The sequence below is a fragment of the Leptogranulimonas caecicola genome, from assembly GCF_023168405.1.
GTDB lineage: Bacteria > Actinomycetota > Coriobacteriia > Coriobacteriales > Atopobiaceae > Leptogranulimonas > Leptogranulimonas caecicola.
On sequence record NZ_AP025285.1, the window covers coordinates 1,147,487 to 1,165,895 of the forward strand.

At 58.9% G+C, this 18,409-nt stretch carries 18 protein-coding genes; 3 read left to right on the forward strand and 15 right to left on the reverse strand.

Going from position 1 to position 18,409, the window contains the following annotated elements; translation table 11 throughout:
• Positions 1-48: 48 nt before the first annotated feature.
• From OR601_RS05090 to rpsP, 11 genes are all read right to left on the reverse strand, one after another.
• Entirely contained in the window at positions 49-807 is a 759-nt protein-coding gene (locus OR601_RS05090) for a ribonuclease HII (protein WP_136012571.1), read from the reverse strand.
• Positions 808-885: 78 nt separating this feature from the next.
• Positions 886-1,227, reverse strand: a complete 342-nt coding sequence (gene rplS / locus OR601_RS05095; protein ID WP_136012570.1) for a 50S ribosomal protein L19 — start codon at positions 1,225-1,227, stop codon at positions 886-888.
• Between the two features lie 194 nt (positions 1,228-1,421).
• Positions 1,422-4,184: a pyruvate, phosphate dikinase gene (gene ppdK, locus OR601_RS05100; protein WP_136012569.1), complete on the reverse strand. Its 2,763-nt coding sequence runs from the start codon at positions 4,182-4,184 to the stop codon at positions 1,422-1,424.
• 338 nt (positions 4,185-4,522) lie between these two features.
• Positions 4,523-5,428, reverse strand: coding sequence for a pyruvate, water dikinase regulatory protein (locus OR601_RS05105; protein ID WP_265591236.1), 906 nt, complete (start codon positions 5,426-5,428; stop codon positions 4,523-4,525).
• A 190-nt stretch (positions 5,429-5,618) separates the two neighbouring features.
• The gene (gene glyS, locus OR601_RS05110) at positions 5,619-7,700 is read right to left on the reverse strand and encodes a glycine--tRNA ligase subunit beta (RefSeq protein ID WP_265591237.1); all 2,082 of its coding nucleotides are present in this window, start codon (positions 7,698-7,700) and stop codon (positions 5,619-5,621) included.
• A 3-nt stretch (positions 7,701-7,703) separates the two neighbouring features.
• Positions 7,704-8,591 carry a glycine--tRNA ligase subunit alpha gene (locus OR601_RS05115; protein WP_136012566.1) on the reverse strand — a complete coding sequence of 296 codons (888 nt, stop codon included), beginning with the start codon at positions 8,589-8,591 and terminating at the stop codon, positions 7,704-7,706.
• 96 nt (positions 8,592-8,687) lie between these two features.
• On the reverse strand, positions 8,688-9,287 hold the full coding sequence (gene lepB / locus OR601_RS05120) for a signal peptidase I (RefSeq protein ID WP_265591238.1): 600 nt from the start codon (positions 9,285-9,287) through the stop codon (positions 8,688-8,690).
• 13 nt (positions 9,288-9,300) lie between these two features.
• A complete protein-coding gene (gene trmD / locus OR601_RS05125; RefSeq protein ID WP_136012564.1) occupies positions 9,301-10,044 on the reverse strand; it encodes a tRNA (guanosine(37)-N1)-methyltransferase TrmD in 744 nt (247 codons plus the stop codon).
• Positions 10,041-10,553, reverse strand: coding sequence for a ribosome maturation factor RimM (locus tag OR601_RS05130; protein ID WP_265591239.1), 513 nt, complete (start codon positions 10,551-10,553; stop codon positions 10,041-10,043). Before OR601_RS05130 ends, trmD begins: the two co-directional genes overlap by 4 nt.
• A gap of 2 nt (positions 10,554-10,555) precedes the next feature.
• Entirely contained in the window at positions 10,556-10,843 is a 288-nt protein-coding gene (locus OR601_RS05135) for a KH domain-containing protein (protein WP_136012562.1), read from the reverse strand.
• A 1-nt stretch (position 10,844) separates the two neighbouring features.
• Positions 10,845-11,192 (reverse strand): 30S ribosomal protein S16, encoded by a 348-nt coding sequence (rpsP, locus tag OR601_RS05140; RefSeq protein ID WP_136012561.1) that lies wholly within the window; start codon positions 11,190-11,192, stop codon positions 10,845-10,847.
• 409 nt (positions 11,193-11,601) lie between these two features.
• Here rpsP and OR601_RS05145 point away from each other — a divergent pair, with 409 nt between their 5' ends.
• From OR601_RS05145 to dinB, 3 genes are all read left to right on the forward strand, one after another.
• On the forward strand, positions 11,602-12,276 hold the full coding sequence (locus tag OR601_RS05145; protein WP_136012560.1) for a response regulator transcription factor: 675 nt from the start codon (positions 11,602-11,604) through the stop codon (positions 12,274-12,276).
• 146 nt (positions 12,277-12,422) lie between these two features.
• Positions 12,423-13,679 (forward strand): sensor histidine kinase, encoded by a 1,257-nt coding sequence (locus OR601_RS05150; RefSeq protein ID WP_265591240.1) that lies wholly within the window; start codon positions 12,423-12,425, stop codon positions 13,677-13,679.
• Positions 13,680-13,692: 13 nt separating this feature from the next.
• Complete coding sequence (gene dinB / locus OR601_RS05155; protein WP_265591241.1) at positions 13,693-15,090, forward strand: DNA polymerase IV; 1,398 nt, start codon at positions 13,693-13,695, stop codon at positions 15,088-15,090.
• Between the two features lie 90 nt (positions 15,091-15,180).
• Here dinB and rsfS read toward each other — a convergent pair whose 3' ends face one another.
• Genes rsfS through OR601_RS05175 form a run of 4 tightly spaced genes read right to left on the reverse strand, consistent with a single transcriptional unit; the run spans position 15,181 to position 18,405 of the window.
• A complete protein-coding gene (gene rsfS, locus OR601_RS05160; protein WP_136012558.1) occupies positions 15,181-15,579 on the reverse strand; it encodes a ribosome silencing factor in 399 nt (132 codons plus the stop codon).
• Positions 15,576-16,265, reverse strand: coding sequence for a bis(5'-nucleosyl)-tetraphosphatase (symmetrical) YqeK (gene yqeK, locus OR601_RS05165; protein WP_265591242.1), 690 nt, complete (start codon positions 16,263-16,265; stop codon positions 15,576-15,578). The genes rsfS and yqeK overlap by 4 nt, the downstream gene beginning before the upstream one ends.
• Complete coding sequence (nadD, locus tag OR601_RS05170; protein ID WP_265591243.1) at positions 16,262-17,110, reverse strand: nicotinate-nucleotide adenylyltransferase; 849 nt, start codon at positions 17,108-17,110, stop codon at positions 16,262-16,264. Before nadD ends, yqeK begins: the two co-directional genes overlap by 4 nt.
• The gene (locus tag OR601_RS05175; RefSeq protein ID WP_265591244.1) at positions 17,107-18,405 is read right to left on the reverse strand and encodes a glutamate-5-semialdehyde dehydrogenase; all 1,299 of its coding nucleotides are present in this window, start codon (positions 18,403-18,405) and stop codon (positions 17,107-17,109) included. The genes nadD and OR601_RS05175 overlap by 4 nt, the downstream gene beginning before the upstream one ends.
• Between the last annotated feature and the right edge of the window lie 4 nt (positions 18,406-18,409).

Here is an 18,409-nt window from a genome sequence, read left to right on the forward strand (position 1 = left end):
TGAATACAGGATGGAGCCAGACAAGCCGCTGGTATACCCGATCAGATCTCACAAGAAACGACCACAAAAGGATCGGCGATGGAGAGGCGTGAGGCCCATCTGCCTAATGGCTGCCATGTGATCTGCCGACCCATACCCTTTGTTATGGGCAAACCCGTAACCGGGATACTGTTGGTCATAGGCCACCATTAGAGCATCGCGCTCGACCTTTGCCACAATGGAGGCCGCTGCAATAGCAGCCACTCGCCCATCGCCCTTCACGATGGAAATCTCTTGTGGGTGCACATGAACCGGATTGCCATCGATAAGCACCGCTGCGGCCCTATCTCCAAAACCGGTAGCAGCGATTGCCTCTGCCATAGCATCCTTGAGCGCGCGGCCGATACCCACCTCATCGATTACTTGAGGCTCCTTATAGATCACCGTCCAACTCAGGGCCACTTCTTTGATTTGGGCAGCAAGTTCTTCTCGGCAGGAAGGCGAAAGCTTTTTTGAGTCATCGAGCCCTAGGAGCTGCGGCTCTGGCGGAAGCACCACTGCACCCACGGCCAGAGGACCTGCAAGGGGGCCTCGACCCACCTCGTCTACGCCTATGGAAGGCTCTCCAAAAGATGCTTGATACCGATAAAGGGCCGCCACCCGCTCCCGCTCTTTCATATAAGCCTCGTAGCGTTTGATGGCCCGAGTCACAGCAGTCTGCACTGACTTTCGAGGGTCGGCTATGTGAATCTCGATAAGTTCTGGAAGTTGTTCGAGCGGAGCTTCCGCAAATGCCTTTGCGATGGACGTCGCTGTGGTCTGAGCCATCAAAACTCCCCATGAATCTAAAAGAAAACGGCACCCACCACTTGGCAGATGCCGTTTTTGGCTTCATAGGATAAAAGCTTAGCGCTTCTCGCGGATGCGAGCGGCCTTGCCCACGCGATCGCGCAGGTAATAGAGCTTGGCGCGACGCACGTCACCGTGACGCACAACCTCGAGCTTGGCGATCTTGGGGCTGTAGAGCGGGAAGGTACGCTCGACGCCTACGCCAAAGGAGATCTTACGAACGGTGAAGGTCTCGCGGGCGCCCTCGCCGGACATACGGATGACGTCGCCCTGGAAGACCTGGATACGCTCACGGTCGCCTTCCTTGATGCGATAGTGCACCTTGACGTTGTCACCAGGGATGACCGTGGGGATGTCCTCGCGGATCTGCTGACGCTCGATGGCACGAATGTAGTCCATGGTTCCTCTTCCTAGAGGTGCCGTCGCACTCCGCGAACGACACATAGCTTTACACACGATGGAATATAGTAACCCTGCACCTCACATCCCACAAGGGCAAGCCCGCAATTCACGGGAGATGCAAAGAAGCGACCATTCCACTTTGGCAGAATGGTCGCTTGAAGTGTGAGAGTTCAGAGAAAGCTCACCTGAGGCTACTTGTCCTGGTGACCCATGTTGCCCGCAGCCTTGATCTTGGCCTGTGCGGAGGTGAGGCGCGCAATGGGCACACGGTAGGGCGAGCAGGAGACGTAGTCGAGACCCAGGTCATAGTAGGTCATGATGGAGTCGGGATCGCCGCCGGTCTCGCCGCAGACGCCGCAGGTGATGTCGGCGTGGGCAGCGTGGCCACCGGCAACACCCATGCCCACGAGCTTGGCCACTGCGGGATCCAAGGTCTCGAAGGGGTTGGTAGGCAGCAGCTTCTTGCGCAGGTAGGTGGGGATGAAAGCGCTCTCCACGTCGTCACGAGAGAAGCCGAAGGTGGTCTGGGTGAGATCGTTGGTGCCAAAGGAGAAGAAGTCGGCGAACTGTCCGATCTCCTCGGCCTCGACGGCGGCACGAGGCAGCTCGATCATGGTGCCGATGGGGATCTCCAGAGACACGCCGGTCTCCTTCTCCACCTGAGCGATGGTGTTCTCCACCTGGTGGCGCACCACGGCCAGCTCGGCGGCAGTGGAAACCAGGGGGATCATGATCTCGGGCTGAGGATCGAGGCCCTTCTGCTTGAGCTCGGCAGTGGCAGTGGCGATGGCGTGCACCTGGAGCTCGTTGAGCTCGGGATACATGATGCCCAGACGGCAGCCGCGCAGGCCCAGCATGGGGTTGGCCTCAGCCATGGCGTCGATGCGGGCGAGGAGGGCGGTCTTCTCGGCAATGAGGGCAGGATCGGCCTGAGCAGCCTCCAGCTTGGCGATCTCGACGGCCAGCTCGCGGGGGCTGTCCAAGAACTCGTGCAGAGGGGGATCCAGAAGACGGATGATCATGGGGTGGCCGCTCATGGTCTCGAGCATCTGGAGGAAGTCACCCTCCTGAGCCTCGGTCAGAGCCTTGACGGCGCGATCCTTGACATCCTTGTCCTCGGAGAGGATGTAGTCCTGGATGATCTGCTTGCGGTCGCCCAGGAACATGTGCTCGGTGCGGCAAAGGCCGATGCCCTCAGCGCCAAAGTCAAGGGACAGCTTGGCGTCGTCGGGGTTATCGGCATTGGCGCGCACACCCATGACACGACCGGTGGAGCCGTCGAGACGGATCTCGTCAGCCCACTCGAGGATGGTCTCCAGGTCGCCGGCGAGCTCAGGTTTAACCAACTCCACAGCGCCCAGCACTACGCGGCCGGTGGTGCCGTCGATGGTGATGACGTCGCCCTCGTGGAGCACCACGTCGGTGCCGGAGATCTTGACCTCTTTGTTGGCGGCGTCGATCTTCAGGGCCTCAGCGCCGCAGACGCAGGGGGCGCCCATGCCACGGGCGATAACAGCGGCGTGAGAGGTCTTGCCACCGTGAGAGGTGAGGATGCCCTCGGCGGCAACCATGCCCTTGAGGTCGTCGGGGTTGGTCTCCCAACGCACCAGGATGCAGGGACGGCCCTGCTCGGCGAAGTCCACAGCGTCGGCGCTGGAGAAGACGACCTCGCCCACCGCAGCGCCGGGGCTGGCGTTGAGACCGGTGGCCAGCACGTCCAGTTGGGCGTTGGGGTCGATCTGCGGGTGCAGGAGCTGATCGAGCTGCTGGGGATTCACGCGAGTGACAGCCTGCTCCTTGGTGATGTGGCCTTCCTTCTCCATCTCGATGGCGATGTGGAGGGCGGCCAGCGCGGTACGCTTACCCACGCGGGTCTGAAGCATCCAGAGCTTGCCGTTCTCGATGGTGAACTCGATGTCCATCATGTCGTGGTAGTGGTTCTCCAGAAGCTCGAAGATGTCGTCCAGCTGCTTGCCGGCCTCCTCGAGACCCTCCATCTCCTTGAGCTCGGCGATGGGCTGGGTATTGCGGATGCCCGCCACGACATCCTCGCCCTGGGCGTTTACCAAGAAGTCGCCGTAGTACTCGCGGGTGCCGTCGGCAGGGTTGCGGGTGAAGGCGACGCCGGTGGCGGAGTCGTTGCCCTTGTTGCCGTAGGCCATGATCTGGACGTTGACGGCGGTGCCCAGGTCGTCGGGGATCTTGTTCTGCTGGCGATAGAGGATGGCGCGCTCGTTCATCCAAGAGCCAAAGACGGCCTCGATGGCAAGCTTGAGCTGCAGGTAGGGATCCTGGGGGAAGGTGGCGACGCCATCTACCACGATCTCGGGATGAGCTGCGGTATCCACGTTCTCAGAGAAGATCTTCTTGAACTGGGCCACCAGCTCCTGGAGATCCTCAGCAGTGAGGTCGGTGTCGCTCTTGACGCCCTTGGCCAGCTTGCGCTGAGTGATGGCGTTCTCGAAGAGATCGGCGTCGACGCCCATAACCACGTTGGAGAACATCTGGATGAAACGACGATAGGAGTCCCAGCCAAAGCGGGGGTTGTTGGTCTGCTCAATGATGCCCTGGACAGACTCGTCATTGAGGCCCAAGTTGAGCACGGTGTCCATCATGCCAGGCATGGAGAAGGGGGCGCCGGAGCGCACAGATACCAACAGGGGATCCTTGGGATCGCCCAGCTTCTTGCCCATGCGGTTCTCGAGGTCCTCGCGAGCCTCGTCGATCTCGGCATAGACGCCCTCAGGCCAGGTATTGTCATTGCCAGAATAGGCAACACAGGTCTGGCAGGTGATGGAGAATCCTGGAGGCACAGGCAGGCCAATCTTTGCCATCTCGGCCAAGTTGGCGCCCTTGCCGCCGACCACGTAATTCATTGAGGCGTCTGCCTCAGTGATGTCATTACCGTTGGCATCGATGCCCCAGCGGTAGACGTGCTTATTTGGATCAGCCATAAGTCTCCTTCGATTCTTACGGACGCTTATAGCGCCCCACGGCGGCCTTCAGATTGAAGGCAGTCAACTGAACACGTTCAATAAGGTAACACTGAAATGACAGTAATCACAGAGGGAAATTCAACTCAGAATACATAGTTTTTTAACGGACACCTATCGACCTGCGGCGATATTGCTCGAGGTGGTCGATACTTTTAGTATTCAGAGGTCTTAAATGACTGTGAATGGGTCCAAAAACAGAATTGTCGGCCGTTTTCATGAGGAATCTACGGCTGGCCTTGCGGAGGGGACACAAAAGCGCTTTCGTCCCCTCCCTTTGCAAGATTTTATTTCACTAGTTATTTGCCGGCAGCTTCACGGGCGGCATACTCGGCGCGAATGCGCTTGAGCTCTTCAATTTGATTAATGATATCATTAGCGGTTTCTTCCACCGCTTTGCCGCTGGTGTTGATGATCATGCAGCCCAAGTGACGCATGAGCTTGCGAGCCTCTGCCTGCTCGGCCACCACTTCTGCGGGATCCGCATAGGAGGCGGCGTAATCTGAAGCGCCGTCTTTAGAGAGGCGGCGAGTGCGGATGGACACCAACGTATCGGTAGTGGACATAAGGCCAAAGATGCGGGAAGGATCCACATTCTCCAGCTCAATGGGCGGCTCGACTCCCAACGCAAGAGGGACATTGGCCACTTTGTAACCCATGAACGCCAAGTACATGGAGAGCGGGGTTTTAGAGGTCCGGGATACGCCGATAAGAACGATGTCTGCCAGATCGAGCTCTTGAGGGTTACGGCCGTCGTCGTGCTCCACAAAGAATTCCATGGACTCGATCCGGCGGAAGTAGCGATCATCTGCCTCGTGATTGATGCCGGGCACGCCTGCAGGCTCCTTGCCGGTGAGCGAAGACAGGATAGCGATGCCCGGTCCCAGCAAATCTACCGAGGGAATCTCCAGCCTATCGAGCTCGCGGCGCACTTCTCGGCGAAGAGAGGGATCGACAATGGTATGGAATACGGCAGTGGGATGGTTTTTGGCATCGTCGCTCAGGCTGTCAAAGTAATCGATCACTTGACGCACGTGGGTGAGCTTGGGCAGGCGCTTGATGTGCACATCGCCTAGGGGAAACTGCGCGGCCGCAGCGGTCACCACCGAAGAGGCGGTCTCACCCAAAGAATCTGAAATAACATGGATAACGGCACAATCGCAGGCGTAGTCGATGGACTCGCCCTCAAAGCTGTACTTAGGCACTGAGCCTCCTGAAAGGTCGGGGTTAGGTCCAAACCATTCATAGAGTCTACATTTACAACAAGGCTCCCGACAACCTAAAGCTGTCAGGAGCCTTAAAAAGTTGAGTTGTCGGGAGCCCGCCTCTCGCAATAAAGCTCCAGGTGCTCCCTTCTTTTTGTTACCGAGAAACCCCCAGTTTCCCGAGTTGGGACTAACGTTTGGCCAGCTCGGAGAAGTCTGCCACGTTGGTAAAGATGGCAGCAAAGGCATTGAGGAGCTTCAGGCGGTTAGCACGGATGGCAGGGTCATCGTCCATGACCATGACGTCCTCGAAGAAGCCATCGATGGGCCCGCGCAGCGCACCCAAAGCAGAGAGGGCTGCCGGATAATCTCCGGCCGTCAATGCCTGAGAGACCTGCTCCTTGCCAGCGATGCAGGCATCCAGCAGGCGGCGCTCGGCGTCGCCCAGCATGGACTCATCCACCTCTTCGCCCAGCTCACGGTTGGCCAGGTTGGCAGCGCGGGCATAGGCGGTAGCCAGATCCTCGAAGAGCTCCGCTTCTTGAGAGCGGGCCTGCTCGAGAGCCTGGGTCCGAGAGAAGAACTCTGCAGGATCGATGATCGACACGGCAGAGACTGCAGCGACGGTATCGGGAGAGATTCCTTGCTCTTTGGCCATGACCGCCAGACGACCAAGGAAGAACCCGCGCACCGCTTGGGCCACCTGACCATGGTCAAAGTTAAGCCCCTGATTGGCATAGCCATCCAGAGCGGCGTCGATGAGGTCAGACAGGGAAACCTGGGGGAGGTCTTCGAGCATATGGATGATGCCAATGGCACTGCGGCGCTGGGCGAAGGGGTCGGAAGAACCGGTGGGCGGCTCGTCGATGGCGAACATACCGGCGATGGTGTCGAGCTTATCGGCAATGGCTACAGAAGCGCCTATCAGCGAGGAAGGACCCTCATCTCCGGCAAAGCGAGGACGATAGTGCTCGGTGATGGCGGTGGCCACAGCCTCGGGCTCGCCGGCGGCAGAAGCGTAGTAGCCGCCCATGACCCCCTGCTGGCTGGTAAACTCCACCACTGCCTGAGTCACCAGGTCTGCCTTGGCCAGATGAGCAGCACGCTGGGCCCAGGCGATCTCGTCTGAAGTGCCGCCTGCCTCGGTAGCCACTACAGGCGCCAGAGCCTCCATACGCTCGACCTTTTGTCGCAAAGTGCCCAGCTTCTCCTGGAAGGTGACCTTCTCCAGCTGAGGCAAGTAGTAATCCAGCGGATGCTTGAGGTCCTCTTCATAGAAGAACTTGGCATCGTCCAGACGGGCACGCACCACGCGTTCGTTGCCGTCGATGATGGTCTCTGAGCATGCAGGGTCGCCATTGCCCACCACGATGAAGTCGCGAGTCAGATTGCCGTCCTTATCGTAGGTGGGGAAATAGCGCTGATGGGAGAGCATGGATTCGCAGATGATCTCGTGAGGAACGTCTAAGAACTCCTCGTCGAAGCGGCCCACCAAGACCGTGGGCCACTCGCAAAGGTTCACAACCTCGCTGAAGACCTTCTTGGGCGTGTCCACCTTAAGACCTAGCCGCTCCTCCTGCTGGGCGATGCCCTGACGGATTGCTTCTTCACGCTCCTTTTGAGTGAGCACGTAGGCATCACGGAGCACATTGAGATAATCGCTGGGATGCGCCACCTCATGCTCGCCAGGCCCCAACACGCGGTGGCCGCGGGTGGTAGTGCCACTTGCCACGTCTGCATAGGAGACCTTTAGAGGCTCTTCGCCATAGAGGGCCAGGATCCAGCGCACCGGACGCCCATAGCGCTCATGGGTGGAACCCCAGCGCTGGGAGCGCGGCCAATCCAGCTCGCCAATGACCTTGGAGGAAAGCGCTTCCAAAAGGGGATTGGCAGGTTTGGCGGGGATGTCTATCTGGGCAAAGACGTACTCTTTGCCGCCCTCTTCGCGTACCACCAGATCTTCTGGTGCGACGCCGGCGCCTCGAGCAAACCCCATGGCAGCCTTGGTGGGCTTGCCCTCTGCGTCAAAGGCGATGGAAGCTGCAGGACCGCGTTTGACAGTGGAGATGGCCTGGGTTTCTGAAGGCACATCGTGCACGATCACAGCCAGACGACGAGGAGTGGAATAGACCTCGGCCTCATGGGCGCCAAGGCCTGCTTGGGCCAGTCCGTCTGCAACCAATTGCCCCAGTTGCTTCTGAGCATGGTCGAGCGGGGCCGAAGGCAGCTCCTCTGAACCGATCTCAAGCAGGTAATCGCTCGTGTAAGGCATAGGTTATGCCACCTCCTTGGAGGCTACGCAGGCCAGATAGCACTCGCAGGCAGCCTTGGCCAGGGTGCGGACGCGCAGGATGTAATTGGTGCGCTCGGTCGCCGAGAGGGCCCCGCGGCTGTCCAGCAGGTTGAACGCATGGCTGCACTTGAGCACGCAGTCGTAGCCCGGCAGCGGCAGGTTGGCCTCGAGACATGAACGGCACTCCCGCTCATAGTCGTCGAACTTCTGACGCATCATCTCGACGTTGGCCACCTCAAAGTTATAGGCAGAGAACTCACGCTCGTTCTCCAGGAAGACGTCGCCATAGGTCATGGCCGAGCCATCGGGCAGATAACTCCAGATGAGGTCGTAGACAGAGTCGACACCCTGGGCATACATAGCGATGCGCTCCAGACCATAAGTTATCTCCACCGGCACAGGATCGCACTCGATGCCGCCCACTTGCTGGAAGTAGGTGAACTGAGTGACCTCCATGCCATTGAGCCATACCTCCCAGCCCAGACCCCAGGCGCCAAGGGTGGGGCTCTCCCAATCATCCTCTACAAAGCGCACGTCGTGCTTGGCAGGATCAAGGCCAATGGCCTCAAGGCTTCCCAAATAGAGCTCCTGGGCATTCACCGGACTGGGCTTGATAAGCACCTGGAATTGATAGTAGTGCTGCATGCGGTTGGGGTTCTCGCCATAGCGGCCGTCGGCAGGGCGGCGGCAAGGCTGTGGATAGCAGCATGCCCAAGGCTTTGGCCCTAAAGAGCGCAGCAGCGTGGCGGTATGAAACGTACCAGCGCCCACCTCTGAGTCGTAAGGCTGCATCACCGTGCAACCCTGATCTGCCCAGTAATGCTCTAGGGCCAGGATCATATCCTGAAATGTTAATGCGTCACGATTCATGAAGGGATTCCTCCCCTGCTCGTGCACCGACGAAGACGACAGGGTCGACCTCATCCAGCGCGCCGTCATAGATGAAATGCCTTAGTTAGTCTACGCTCACGAAGCCCTGCCGGGAGCGTCGGCCAACGTTCCAATATCGTTAAGAGGCCAAAAGATGAACCAGCCCCTAGAGGTGATGGATTGACGTTTGATAGGACCAAAATAGCGAGAATCCAGCGAGTTGGTGCGGTTGTCCCCCATCATCCAGTACTCGTCTTGTCCCAGAGTGTAGGGATAGATGATGTCTGAGGACAGAAAGTCTGCATGACGCTCGATAGGATTAGTGGGTTTTCCCTGGGTATAGGGCTCGTCGAGCTTGGTGCCGTCCACGTAGACCTCGCCGTCTTTGACATCGATGGTCTGCCCAGGCGTTGCAATAATTCGCTTGATAAGGGTGGTAGAAGGATTCTCTGGATCCGAGAAGGTCACCACATCGCCCGCCTGAGGGTCGTGAGCCAGGTAGCTAATCTTTTCTCCCAGAAGCCGATCTCCCACCTGAATAGTGGAGATCATCGACTCGGTAGGCACCTCGAAGGGCTCGACGACAAACGCCCTTACCGCCATGGCGCAGGCTACTGCCAGCACCACGATAAAGACCCATTCCAACACCGAGCGCCATGGGCGATTTTGCGGGGTGTCTTTTGTAGGTTCAGGCATAAAAGACTCCTTGCTACAGGTCCTGAGCAGAGTGGGCTTTGAGCTCCTGTACAAATTCCTGCTCGTCAGGGCTTAAGGCTGCGGCATCCAAAAGGTCAGGGCGCAGCAGAAACGTTCGCTCGATGGCATTGCGACGACGCCATTGATCTACTTTAGCGTGATCGCCTGAAAGTAGCACGGAGGGCACTTCTCGGCCTTCAAAAGAGGCGGGCCTGGTGTATTGGGCGTATTCCAAAAGACCGTCCGAGAAGGACTCGGACACCGATGAGGCATCATCGCCCAAAGCTCCAGGCAATAGGCGCACCACAGCATCGGTCACCGCCATCGCAGCCACTTCCCCACCTGTAAGCACATAGTCGCCCAAGGAAATGCACTCGTCTGCCAGCTCATAGACGCGGTCGTCCATGCCCTCGTAGCGGCCACACACCATAAGCAGGCGATCGTAGGTGGCCAGGCGCGCTGCAGTGGCCTGAGTAAAGGGGGCGCCTGTGGGTGTGAAGAAGATGCAGCGAGCATGGACCGGCTCTTGGGCCTGTACCGCGCGCACAGCCTCAAAAAGCGGTTCAGGCTTCATAAGCATGCCAGGACCGCCCCCAAAGGGGGCATCGTCTACGGTTCTATGGCGGTCGTGAGTCCAGTCACGCAGATCATGGGCACGAAACTCAAAAATTTGACGAGCCTGGGCACGCCCCAAGATGGAAGCCTCCATATAGGGGCCAAAGACCTCAGGGATGACTGAGATGGCCTCGATGATCATCTGGAAGCCTCCACCAAACCCGAGGGCAGATCCATGGTGATAAGGTCGTCGTCTGCCTGCACCAAAAACTCCGACACCGCAGGCACCAATACCGTGCCATAGGGCCCTTGGATCTCCCAGACATCTTGAGCAGGGCCGCTCATCACCGCGCTGATGGAGCCAAGATCCCCTAGAGTCGCATCTACTACCTTGAGCCCCACCAAAGCCTGGGGATCATGAAGCAGCAGGTCGCCAGGAAGATCTGCTTCGCGGGCTAACAGGTAGCGGCCGGCGATCTTCTCGGCAGCGGATAGGTCGTCAATTCCAGAGAGGCGCACTTGCTGGCCACGGGGGCCGTCCTTGGTAGAGCGCACTTCTACTTGGCGGGGCCCGCGAAGGGTAGGCGGCACGATCCAGAGGGCCATACCGGGTTGTAAAAGAAGGGGAAGGCCGTCCACCGGACAGCAGACGACCCCCCCTTTGGCTCCGCGGGGCTTATCCACGGAGGCTATGATGCGATAGCGATCCATGCCTAACCTAGCACGTCAACCTCGACAGAGGTGCCCAGGCGCGAGCCCAAGGCACGAGCCAAGGTGCGAATGGCTTTAATGGTGCGACCACGCCTGCCTATGATCTTGCCGGCGTCTTCTTGGGCACAGCTCACCTCTATAAGGGTGCCGTCCATGGAGTCCGTGACGTCCAAGGACACGGCGTCGATGTCATCCACCAGGCCACAGACGATGAGCTCTACCAGATCGCAGACCTGATCAGAAGGCAGTTCCTGAGGAATGGCCTCCACCTGAGAGGTCTCCTGAGCCATGTTACTCGGCATCCTCAGCAGCGGCGGCAGCGGCTTCCTCAGCAGCCACGCGATCCTTCTCCTGCTGCTTCTTGGACTTCTTCTGAGGCTTCACGGGAGCAGGCTTGTCGCCCTCGCGAGCGATGTCGATGAGGTGAGACACCGAGTCGCTGGGCTTGGCGCCCTTGGCCATCCAAGCGTCGATCTTCTCGAGGTCGAGATCGATCACGTGGGGATGGGTGAGGGGGTTGTAGACGCCCACCTGCTCGATGAAGCGGCCATCACGAGGCATGCGCTCATCAGCGACAACTACACGGTAGAACGGACGCTTCTTGGCGCCGTGACGGGCCAGACGAATCTTGACTGCCAATGGAAACTCCTCCAGACGAATGCACCCCAAGACCTTCCTTGAGGCGCAGACAACACACAAGCATGGTCAATCATAGCGCACTGAAGGCACCTAAGCCACGAAAGGGCAGCAAAGGCACAGAGAGAGCGCCATAACTCTCACACTATAAGCCACTCACCTTACTCTGAGAAGCCAAGAGTTTCATACCCAAGGACCCTCCACAGGTTGCAGTCCTGAAGATTTAGCCCCCGGCTGCCCAAGAGGTCTTCTGCCACCAAAAAGAGCGCACTTACCGACCTTTTTATGGTATTTGAAAAAAATCTCCTTTGAGATTGTCTTGATTTCAGATTTCGGGTACATCCTTGAAACCACAAGACAGTACCCACGTCTGTCTTCGCGCCTGTGCGCGTCTTGCCAAAAAGGAGGATCTATGAACATCTTGGTTGTGGAAGACGAGAAAAACCTCAACGACGCCATGTGCCACATTTTGAATGAGGACGGCTATCACACCAAGGCCGCCTACGATGGCAAAACCGGTTACGAGCTGGCTCGCACCGATGAGTACGACGTCATCATCTTAGACGTCATGCTGCCTGCCATGGACGGTTTTGAGGTAGTCCACCAGCTGCGCCGCGACGGCAACGCCACCCCGGTGATCATCGTCACCGCCAAGACCTCGACCACCGATAAGATCGAGGGCCTAGACTGCGGCGCCGACGACTATATGACCAAACCCATTGACACCGATGAGCTTCTGGCTCGCATCCGTGCCATCTCCCGCCGCAAGGGCGAGGTGCCCATCGACGAGATGAAGTTTGGCGACCTCACCTTGGACCTGCACACCCATGACCTTTGCTGCAGTGGCCGAGAAGTGCATCTCTCCCAAAAGGAGTACGAGGTCATGCGCATGCTTATGAGCTCCACCGGCCGCGTGATCTCCAAACATGACCTTTTAACCTCCATCTGGGGCACCGAGGGCGACACCTCCGAGAACTCGGCCGAGGCCTACATCTCGTTCCTGCGCAAGAAGCTCTCTCACCTGAACTCCGAGGTCCAGATCACCACGCTTCGCATGCTTGGCTATCGCTTGGAGGAGTTGGGCTGAGAGCCCCTTAGGCAACCTTTAGCAGCAATAGATGAACCACGTCGCTCAGGACTTTCCTGGGCGACGTTTTTTTAGCCCGCCTTGAGCTAAGTGAGATGCTGCTGAGCGTTACCATAAGAACGACAGGAAAGGAGTGGATGCCGCCCATGCTCAAATCGCTACAGCGCAACTTCCTCATTCTTACTATGACGCTTTTGGCCATTGTGCTTTTTGGCGCTTACGCCTTTAGCTACACCATGACGCAGCAGCAGCTCAATCGCTTTGTGACCGCCTCGCTCGACCGCGTGCTCGACACCACTACCCCAACCCGGCCCTACATTGGCGTGCTCCCCGCTTCTTCTGACGGCTCCGACCAGCACTCTTATGGTCAGATGGCCGTATTTTGGGTGGATATCGATAGGTCCGGCAAATACTCCAGCAACGATACCGCTGCCATCATTGGCCACCGCGCGCTCTCAGCCGTGCTCAACGTGGCCCAAGACTCCACTGAGGACATGGGGTATCTGCCCGATTACGACATCGTGTGGAAGCGAGGGGCACTCCCCCATGGCACCCGCATTGCCATCGCCAACACCACAGGCATTGGCGCCGCCTCCTCCGCCCAGCTCAACGTCAACATTATGGTAGGCCTAGGAGCTTTGGGGGTGCTTGCGGTGATCATGTGGCGCATCTCCTGTTGGATCGTGCGACCGGTGCAGCTTTCCTGGCAAGCCCAGCGCCAGTTCACGGCTGACGCATCTCATGAGCTCAAGACCCCTCTCGCGGTCATTTTGGCCAACAGCCGCATTCTCAAAAGCGACCTTCCCAAGATCCCCGAAGAAGATCATCGCTGGATCCTCTCCACAAACACCGAGGCTGAGCGCATGCGTGGTTTGGTCACCAACCTCCTTGAACTGTCCCGCGCCGACGAGAACCACTTCACCGGCGGTTCCATCTACAGGCATGAGGATATGGATCTTTCTGAATTGGTAGAGGGCATGACCATGCAGTTTGACGTAGTAGCTTTCGAGTCGGGCTGTATGATCGATGAGCATATAGAGTCCAATATCCACGTGACTGGCGACGCCCAAGAGACAGAGAAGGTCGTCAAGATCCTGCTAGACAATGCGGTGAAGTACTCCCACAAAGGTAACTCAGTAGATGTGACAGTGGCAAAGGATGGCTCGCGAAACCGCGCTCGGGTCTCGGTGCGCAACTTTGGTGAAGTGCTCGACCCCAACGACGTTGTCCACATCTTTGACCGCTTCTACCGTACCGACAAAGCCCGCAGCCGCTCCACCGGCGGGTATGGGCTAGGTCTCCCCATCGCCAAGGCCATCATAGAAGGCCAGGGTGGAACCATCAAATGCGAAAGTTCAGCCGAGGGGGGCACGGTCTTCTCGTTTACCCTACCTCTCGCTTAGGAAGGAGGCGCCCGTGGTCTTTGACAAGTGCCCAGGCTCTGCCTTTGACCGAGATTTCGCCTCCCTTACCCCCTCCTGGGAGCTGCCTCAGTTCACCTGGCAGGGACCTGCCATTGGCTTGTTGGACTTGGACGCCTTTTTTGCCTCGGTGGAGCAGCTGGACCATCCTCAATGGCGGGGCAAGCCGGTCATTGTGGGCGGCGATTCCCACAGGCGTGGCGTGGTGTCCACCGCCAGCTATGAGGCACGTGCCTTTGGCGTGCACTCGGCCATGGCCAGTGCGCAAGCTGAGCGCCTATGCCCCCAGGCTATATGGACGCCGGGACGCCACGAGCGCTACCGGGAAGTGAGCCGTCAGGTGATGGCCCTCATCGAAGCCGAGACTCCCCTGGTAGAGCAGGTCTCCGTAGACGAGGCTTTCTTTGACATCACCCCTGGCCGCTATTCCAACGAGCATCCGGTGGCCATCGCTCGGCGCATCCAGGAAGCGGTGGCAGCCCTGGGCGTCACCTGCTCCATTGGCCTGGGAACCACCAAATCGGTAGCCAAGATCGCCTCGGAGCGCGAGAAGCCCCGAGGCCTCACCTGCGTGCCTCCGGGCACCGAGCATCTCTTTTTGGACCCCCTTCCCGTGCGCGCACTCTCTGGCGTAGGCACTGCCACCGAGAAAACCCTCCATTCCGAGGGGATCTTCACCTTAGGGCAGCTCGCCCGTGCCAATGCAGAAATGCTGCGCCGCCTTTTGGGGGTCCAAGGGCCCATGCTACAAGCACGGGCTCAAGGCACCGAGGCGAGCCCCGTAGTGCCTCCAGATCTTCAGGAGCCCGCCAAATCGGTGAGCAACGAGCGCACCTTTGCCACAGACCTCCATAGCGCAAAGGACGTAGAAGCTGCAGTGCGCTCGGTGGCCTCCATGGTGGGCAGCCGACTTCGCAAGGCACATCTGACAGGGTCTGAGGTCACCCTTAAGCTCAAGTTTGATTTTGGCCAGGGACGCACTGCCCAAAAACGACTGGCCTGCTGCACCGATGACGAGGCGGTCTTTGGCGCAGCCGCCATCGAACTGCTTCACGATGTCTGGCATCCCGGCATCGCGGTGCGGCTGGTGGGGGTGGGCGTTTCTCGGTTTGGAGAGATCCCCGCAACCGAGGCCCAACCGTGCCTCTTCGATGTGGCGAGTCTGGAAGGCGCGTCCTTATCGGCAGCTCAGAGACCAGAAGCTGCATCCAAGTTAGAGGCCGCAGGAGCCCGGGCCCAAGACGCAGAGGCACAGCGAAAGCTCCATGTGGCCGCAGATTCCATTAGACAGCGCTTTGGGAGCGACGCCATTGCCTATGGACGCGACCTGCGCCTTAGGGAGCAGACGGTCAAAGGAACAGACCCCCGTCCCCAGGACGAAGGTCTGCAATAGTTTATTATATTGATATTTAGACTTCCCCGGCAAAAGGCTCATCGAGACTGGTTCCTCAGAGGCCGGAGCGCATAGGGTTGTGTATCGTCTCTAGAACTGGACCTGAGGCGCGTCGCCCCAAAGCTTTTCCAAGCGATAGTAGTCGCGCAGGTCCTGCTGGAAGATGTGGACAATGACCGCCCCGTAATCCAACAAGATCCAGTGGCCCGACTCGCGTCCCTCGATGGAGAAGGGTTTCTCGGAGAGCTGGGCCGACACTTGGTCTTTGACCTCCTCGAGCACCGCCTGGGTTTGCGGGTTGGAAGTGGTGGTGCATATGACCAGATAATCGCTCATGTCTGAGAGCTCGGTGACATCTAAGACCACTATGTCTTGGGCCTTCTTGCTGTCGGCAGCGCAGGCGGCCACCTGAGCCACCGAGAGCGCCTCGACCGCTCCGCCATAGGCTGCCTCGAAACGAGGGGTCTGATCATTGGAAGAATCGCTCATTTAGACTCCTTCGACGCCTGGATGAGGGCGTTGTAGATATCCACGGTACCCGGCCAGAGATAGCGCCGAGTAGCAATAACGTAAACCATGCCGTCGCAAAAGCTGGTGAGATAGAGCTCTGACAAGCTTGCCTTTCCCACCAGGCAACGCTGGGCGTCCAGCGGGCCCTTGGAGCCCCTGAGAGGCTCGATGCCGTCGGCCACGAAGAGCACTTGAGAAAGAGGGCCGGGATCTTTGACTCCTGTGGTATGGCACGCAATGGCATCAAGGGTCTCCTGATCGAGCCAGGGGTAGCGATCCGGAAGACGCTGAGCCGCCAGCACTCCATGAATCATAGGTTTTACCTTATAAAGGTCTACCCCAAAGTCGATCTGGGCCTCTTGGGCCTCCTCTACCAACGTGTCGTCTGGCAGGACCTTCTCCCAGTCATGAAGTATGCCAGCCACCCGCGCCTTGTAGGGATCTGCTCCATAGAGTTGCGCCAGCGCCTCTGCCGTATGCCCCACAGAAAGCGAATGAGCCAGGCGCCTGGGCTTTGAGGCCATATGCTCCGCCAAGTCTGCCTCTAGCTGGGCCACCTGGGCCTGTTGGGCCTCATCAAGCCGAGAAGGAGCTGCTACCAGCGCTTGGAAGTAATCCAGCGTCCCCGGCTCTTCGCAAGTCTCTTTGGAATGATTCGCGGTCAATGGAGCTCCTTACCTGTCTCCCGAGCAGAAGGGCTTTCCGGCGAGACGGGAGGATCTAGAGGGGACTGAGGCAAGATGGCTGAGATCTTCTGGCTTGGCATGGTCTCGCCGGTGACCTGTTCCCAGCCATAGAGATGGTGCTTGCGAATGTAGCCGCATACGGTGTCGGGGGTCAGATAGCGAAGCGACTGGCCTGCAGCACAACGGCGGCGCAGGTAAGAGGAGCTTATGGCGAGAGCCGGCACTTCTAGATAGATCACCTGAAAGTCGATGGGTGACTCGTTGATGGCCTGCCGCGCACGCTCTAGGTCGTAGCCGGGCCGAGTGGCGCCCACTAACGTGGCCAGCGAGGCAATGCGCGCCGCGTCGTGCCAGTGGACGATGTCCACCACGGCATCGGCACCGGTGATAAAAAAGAGCTCCACCGAGGAAGGATAGGCCACAGCGATTTGGGCCAGCGTATCTGCGGTATAGGTGATGCCTGGACGCTCGATCTCCAAGCGAGAGGCCACAAAACGGGGGTTGTCCGCAGTTGCCAGAAGGGTCATGGCAAAGCGATCCTCAGAACTCGAGACCCTCCGGTCTTGCTTGAAGGCAGGAGATCCCGCCGCCATGAAGATCACTACGTCGAGCTCCAGGTCTTCTGCCGCCTGCTCTGCGGCCACCAGGTGCCCGTAGTGGATAGGGTCAAAGGTGCCTCCCATGATGCCCACACGACAGGGATCCCCCTCTTTATAAGGCAGTGCAGGGAGATCGATGCCGTTGAGATGCAGCAGCCCTGAAGCGCCGGCAGCCTGCTGGGCAGAAGCTACCAGATAGGCGGGGGTAGAAGAAGGTGCGGTCATAGGCGCACCTGACCCGTGCCTCGCAACAGGTACTTGGTGGTGGTGAGTGCCGAGGCGCCCATAGGTCCTCTCACACCGATCTTTTGGGTGGAGATACCGATCTCTGTGCCTAGCCCAAACATGCCGCCGTCGGTGAAGCGCGTAGAGGCGTTTACATACACGCACGCTGCATCCACCTGGGTCAAGAAAACCTGTGAAGCCTCGTAATCGTTGGTGACAATGCACTCGGAGTGCCCAGTGCCGTAGCGATTGATATGAGCGACGGCTTCTGAGACGCCCTGCACCACCTTGACCGACATCTTAAGGTCCAGATACTCGGTGCCCCAGTCGTCGGCAGTGGCAGCTTCCATGGGTATACCGGAAGCCTCTGCCACCGCACAGGCTCGAGCGTCGCCCACAAGCTCGACTCCTTGCTCATGAAGGACTGCCAGCACGGGAGGCAACAGCAGCGTAGCGGCCTCGCGATCTACCAGAAGACTCTCGGCCGTATTGCACACACCGGGGCGACTGCACTTGGCATTGAGCACGATGGAGGTGGCCATGGAGACCGAGGCTGTGCGTTCCAAGTAGATATGGCAATTGCCGGTGCCGGTCTCGATGGTGGGCACCATGGACTCCTGCACGCAAGTGTGGATAAGAGAGGCCCCGCCGCGGGGAATCAAAAGATCAACAAGGCCGGCAGCATGCATGAGATCCACCGAGCTCTGGCGATCACCGGAATCCACAAACTGAATCACATTGGGATCTACCTTGACATTCTCGAGTCCTTGGCGCGCAGCCTCTACAATGGCCCGGCAGGTATTGATGGCAGCCGACCCCGACCGCAGCACACAGGCGTTGCCGGAACGCAGGCAGAGAGCAATGGCATCGCCAGTGACGTTGGGGCGGGCTTCATAGATCATGGCTACGACTCCCAAAGGCACCGTAACCTGTTCCATCGCCACTCCGCTGGGAAGCCTGCGACCTCCCACCACTTGATCGAGAGGGTCATCAGCTGCTGCCACCTCTTCCATAGAGGCGCACAGTGCCTGGATGCGATCTGCGCCCAAACGCAGCCTGTCTTGCAGGGGCAGCGCCATGAAAGCCGCTTGGGCCGCTTTCATGTCTTGCTCGTTAGCAGCAGAGATGGCATCTTGGGCCCGGCGAATAGCCTCAGCACAGGCTTGGATGGCCCGTGAGCGGCCAGCGGCCCCAAGAGCTACCAGCACATCCTTGGCCTCCCGAGCACGGGTGGCGCACAGGATGGCAGCCGAGGGTTTCTCGGCAGTGGAAGCGGTACTGTCATCGAAGACCATAGGG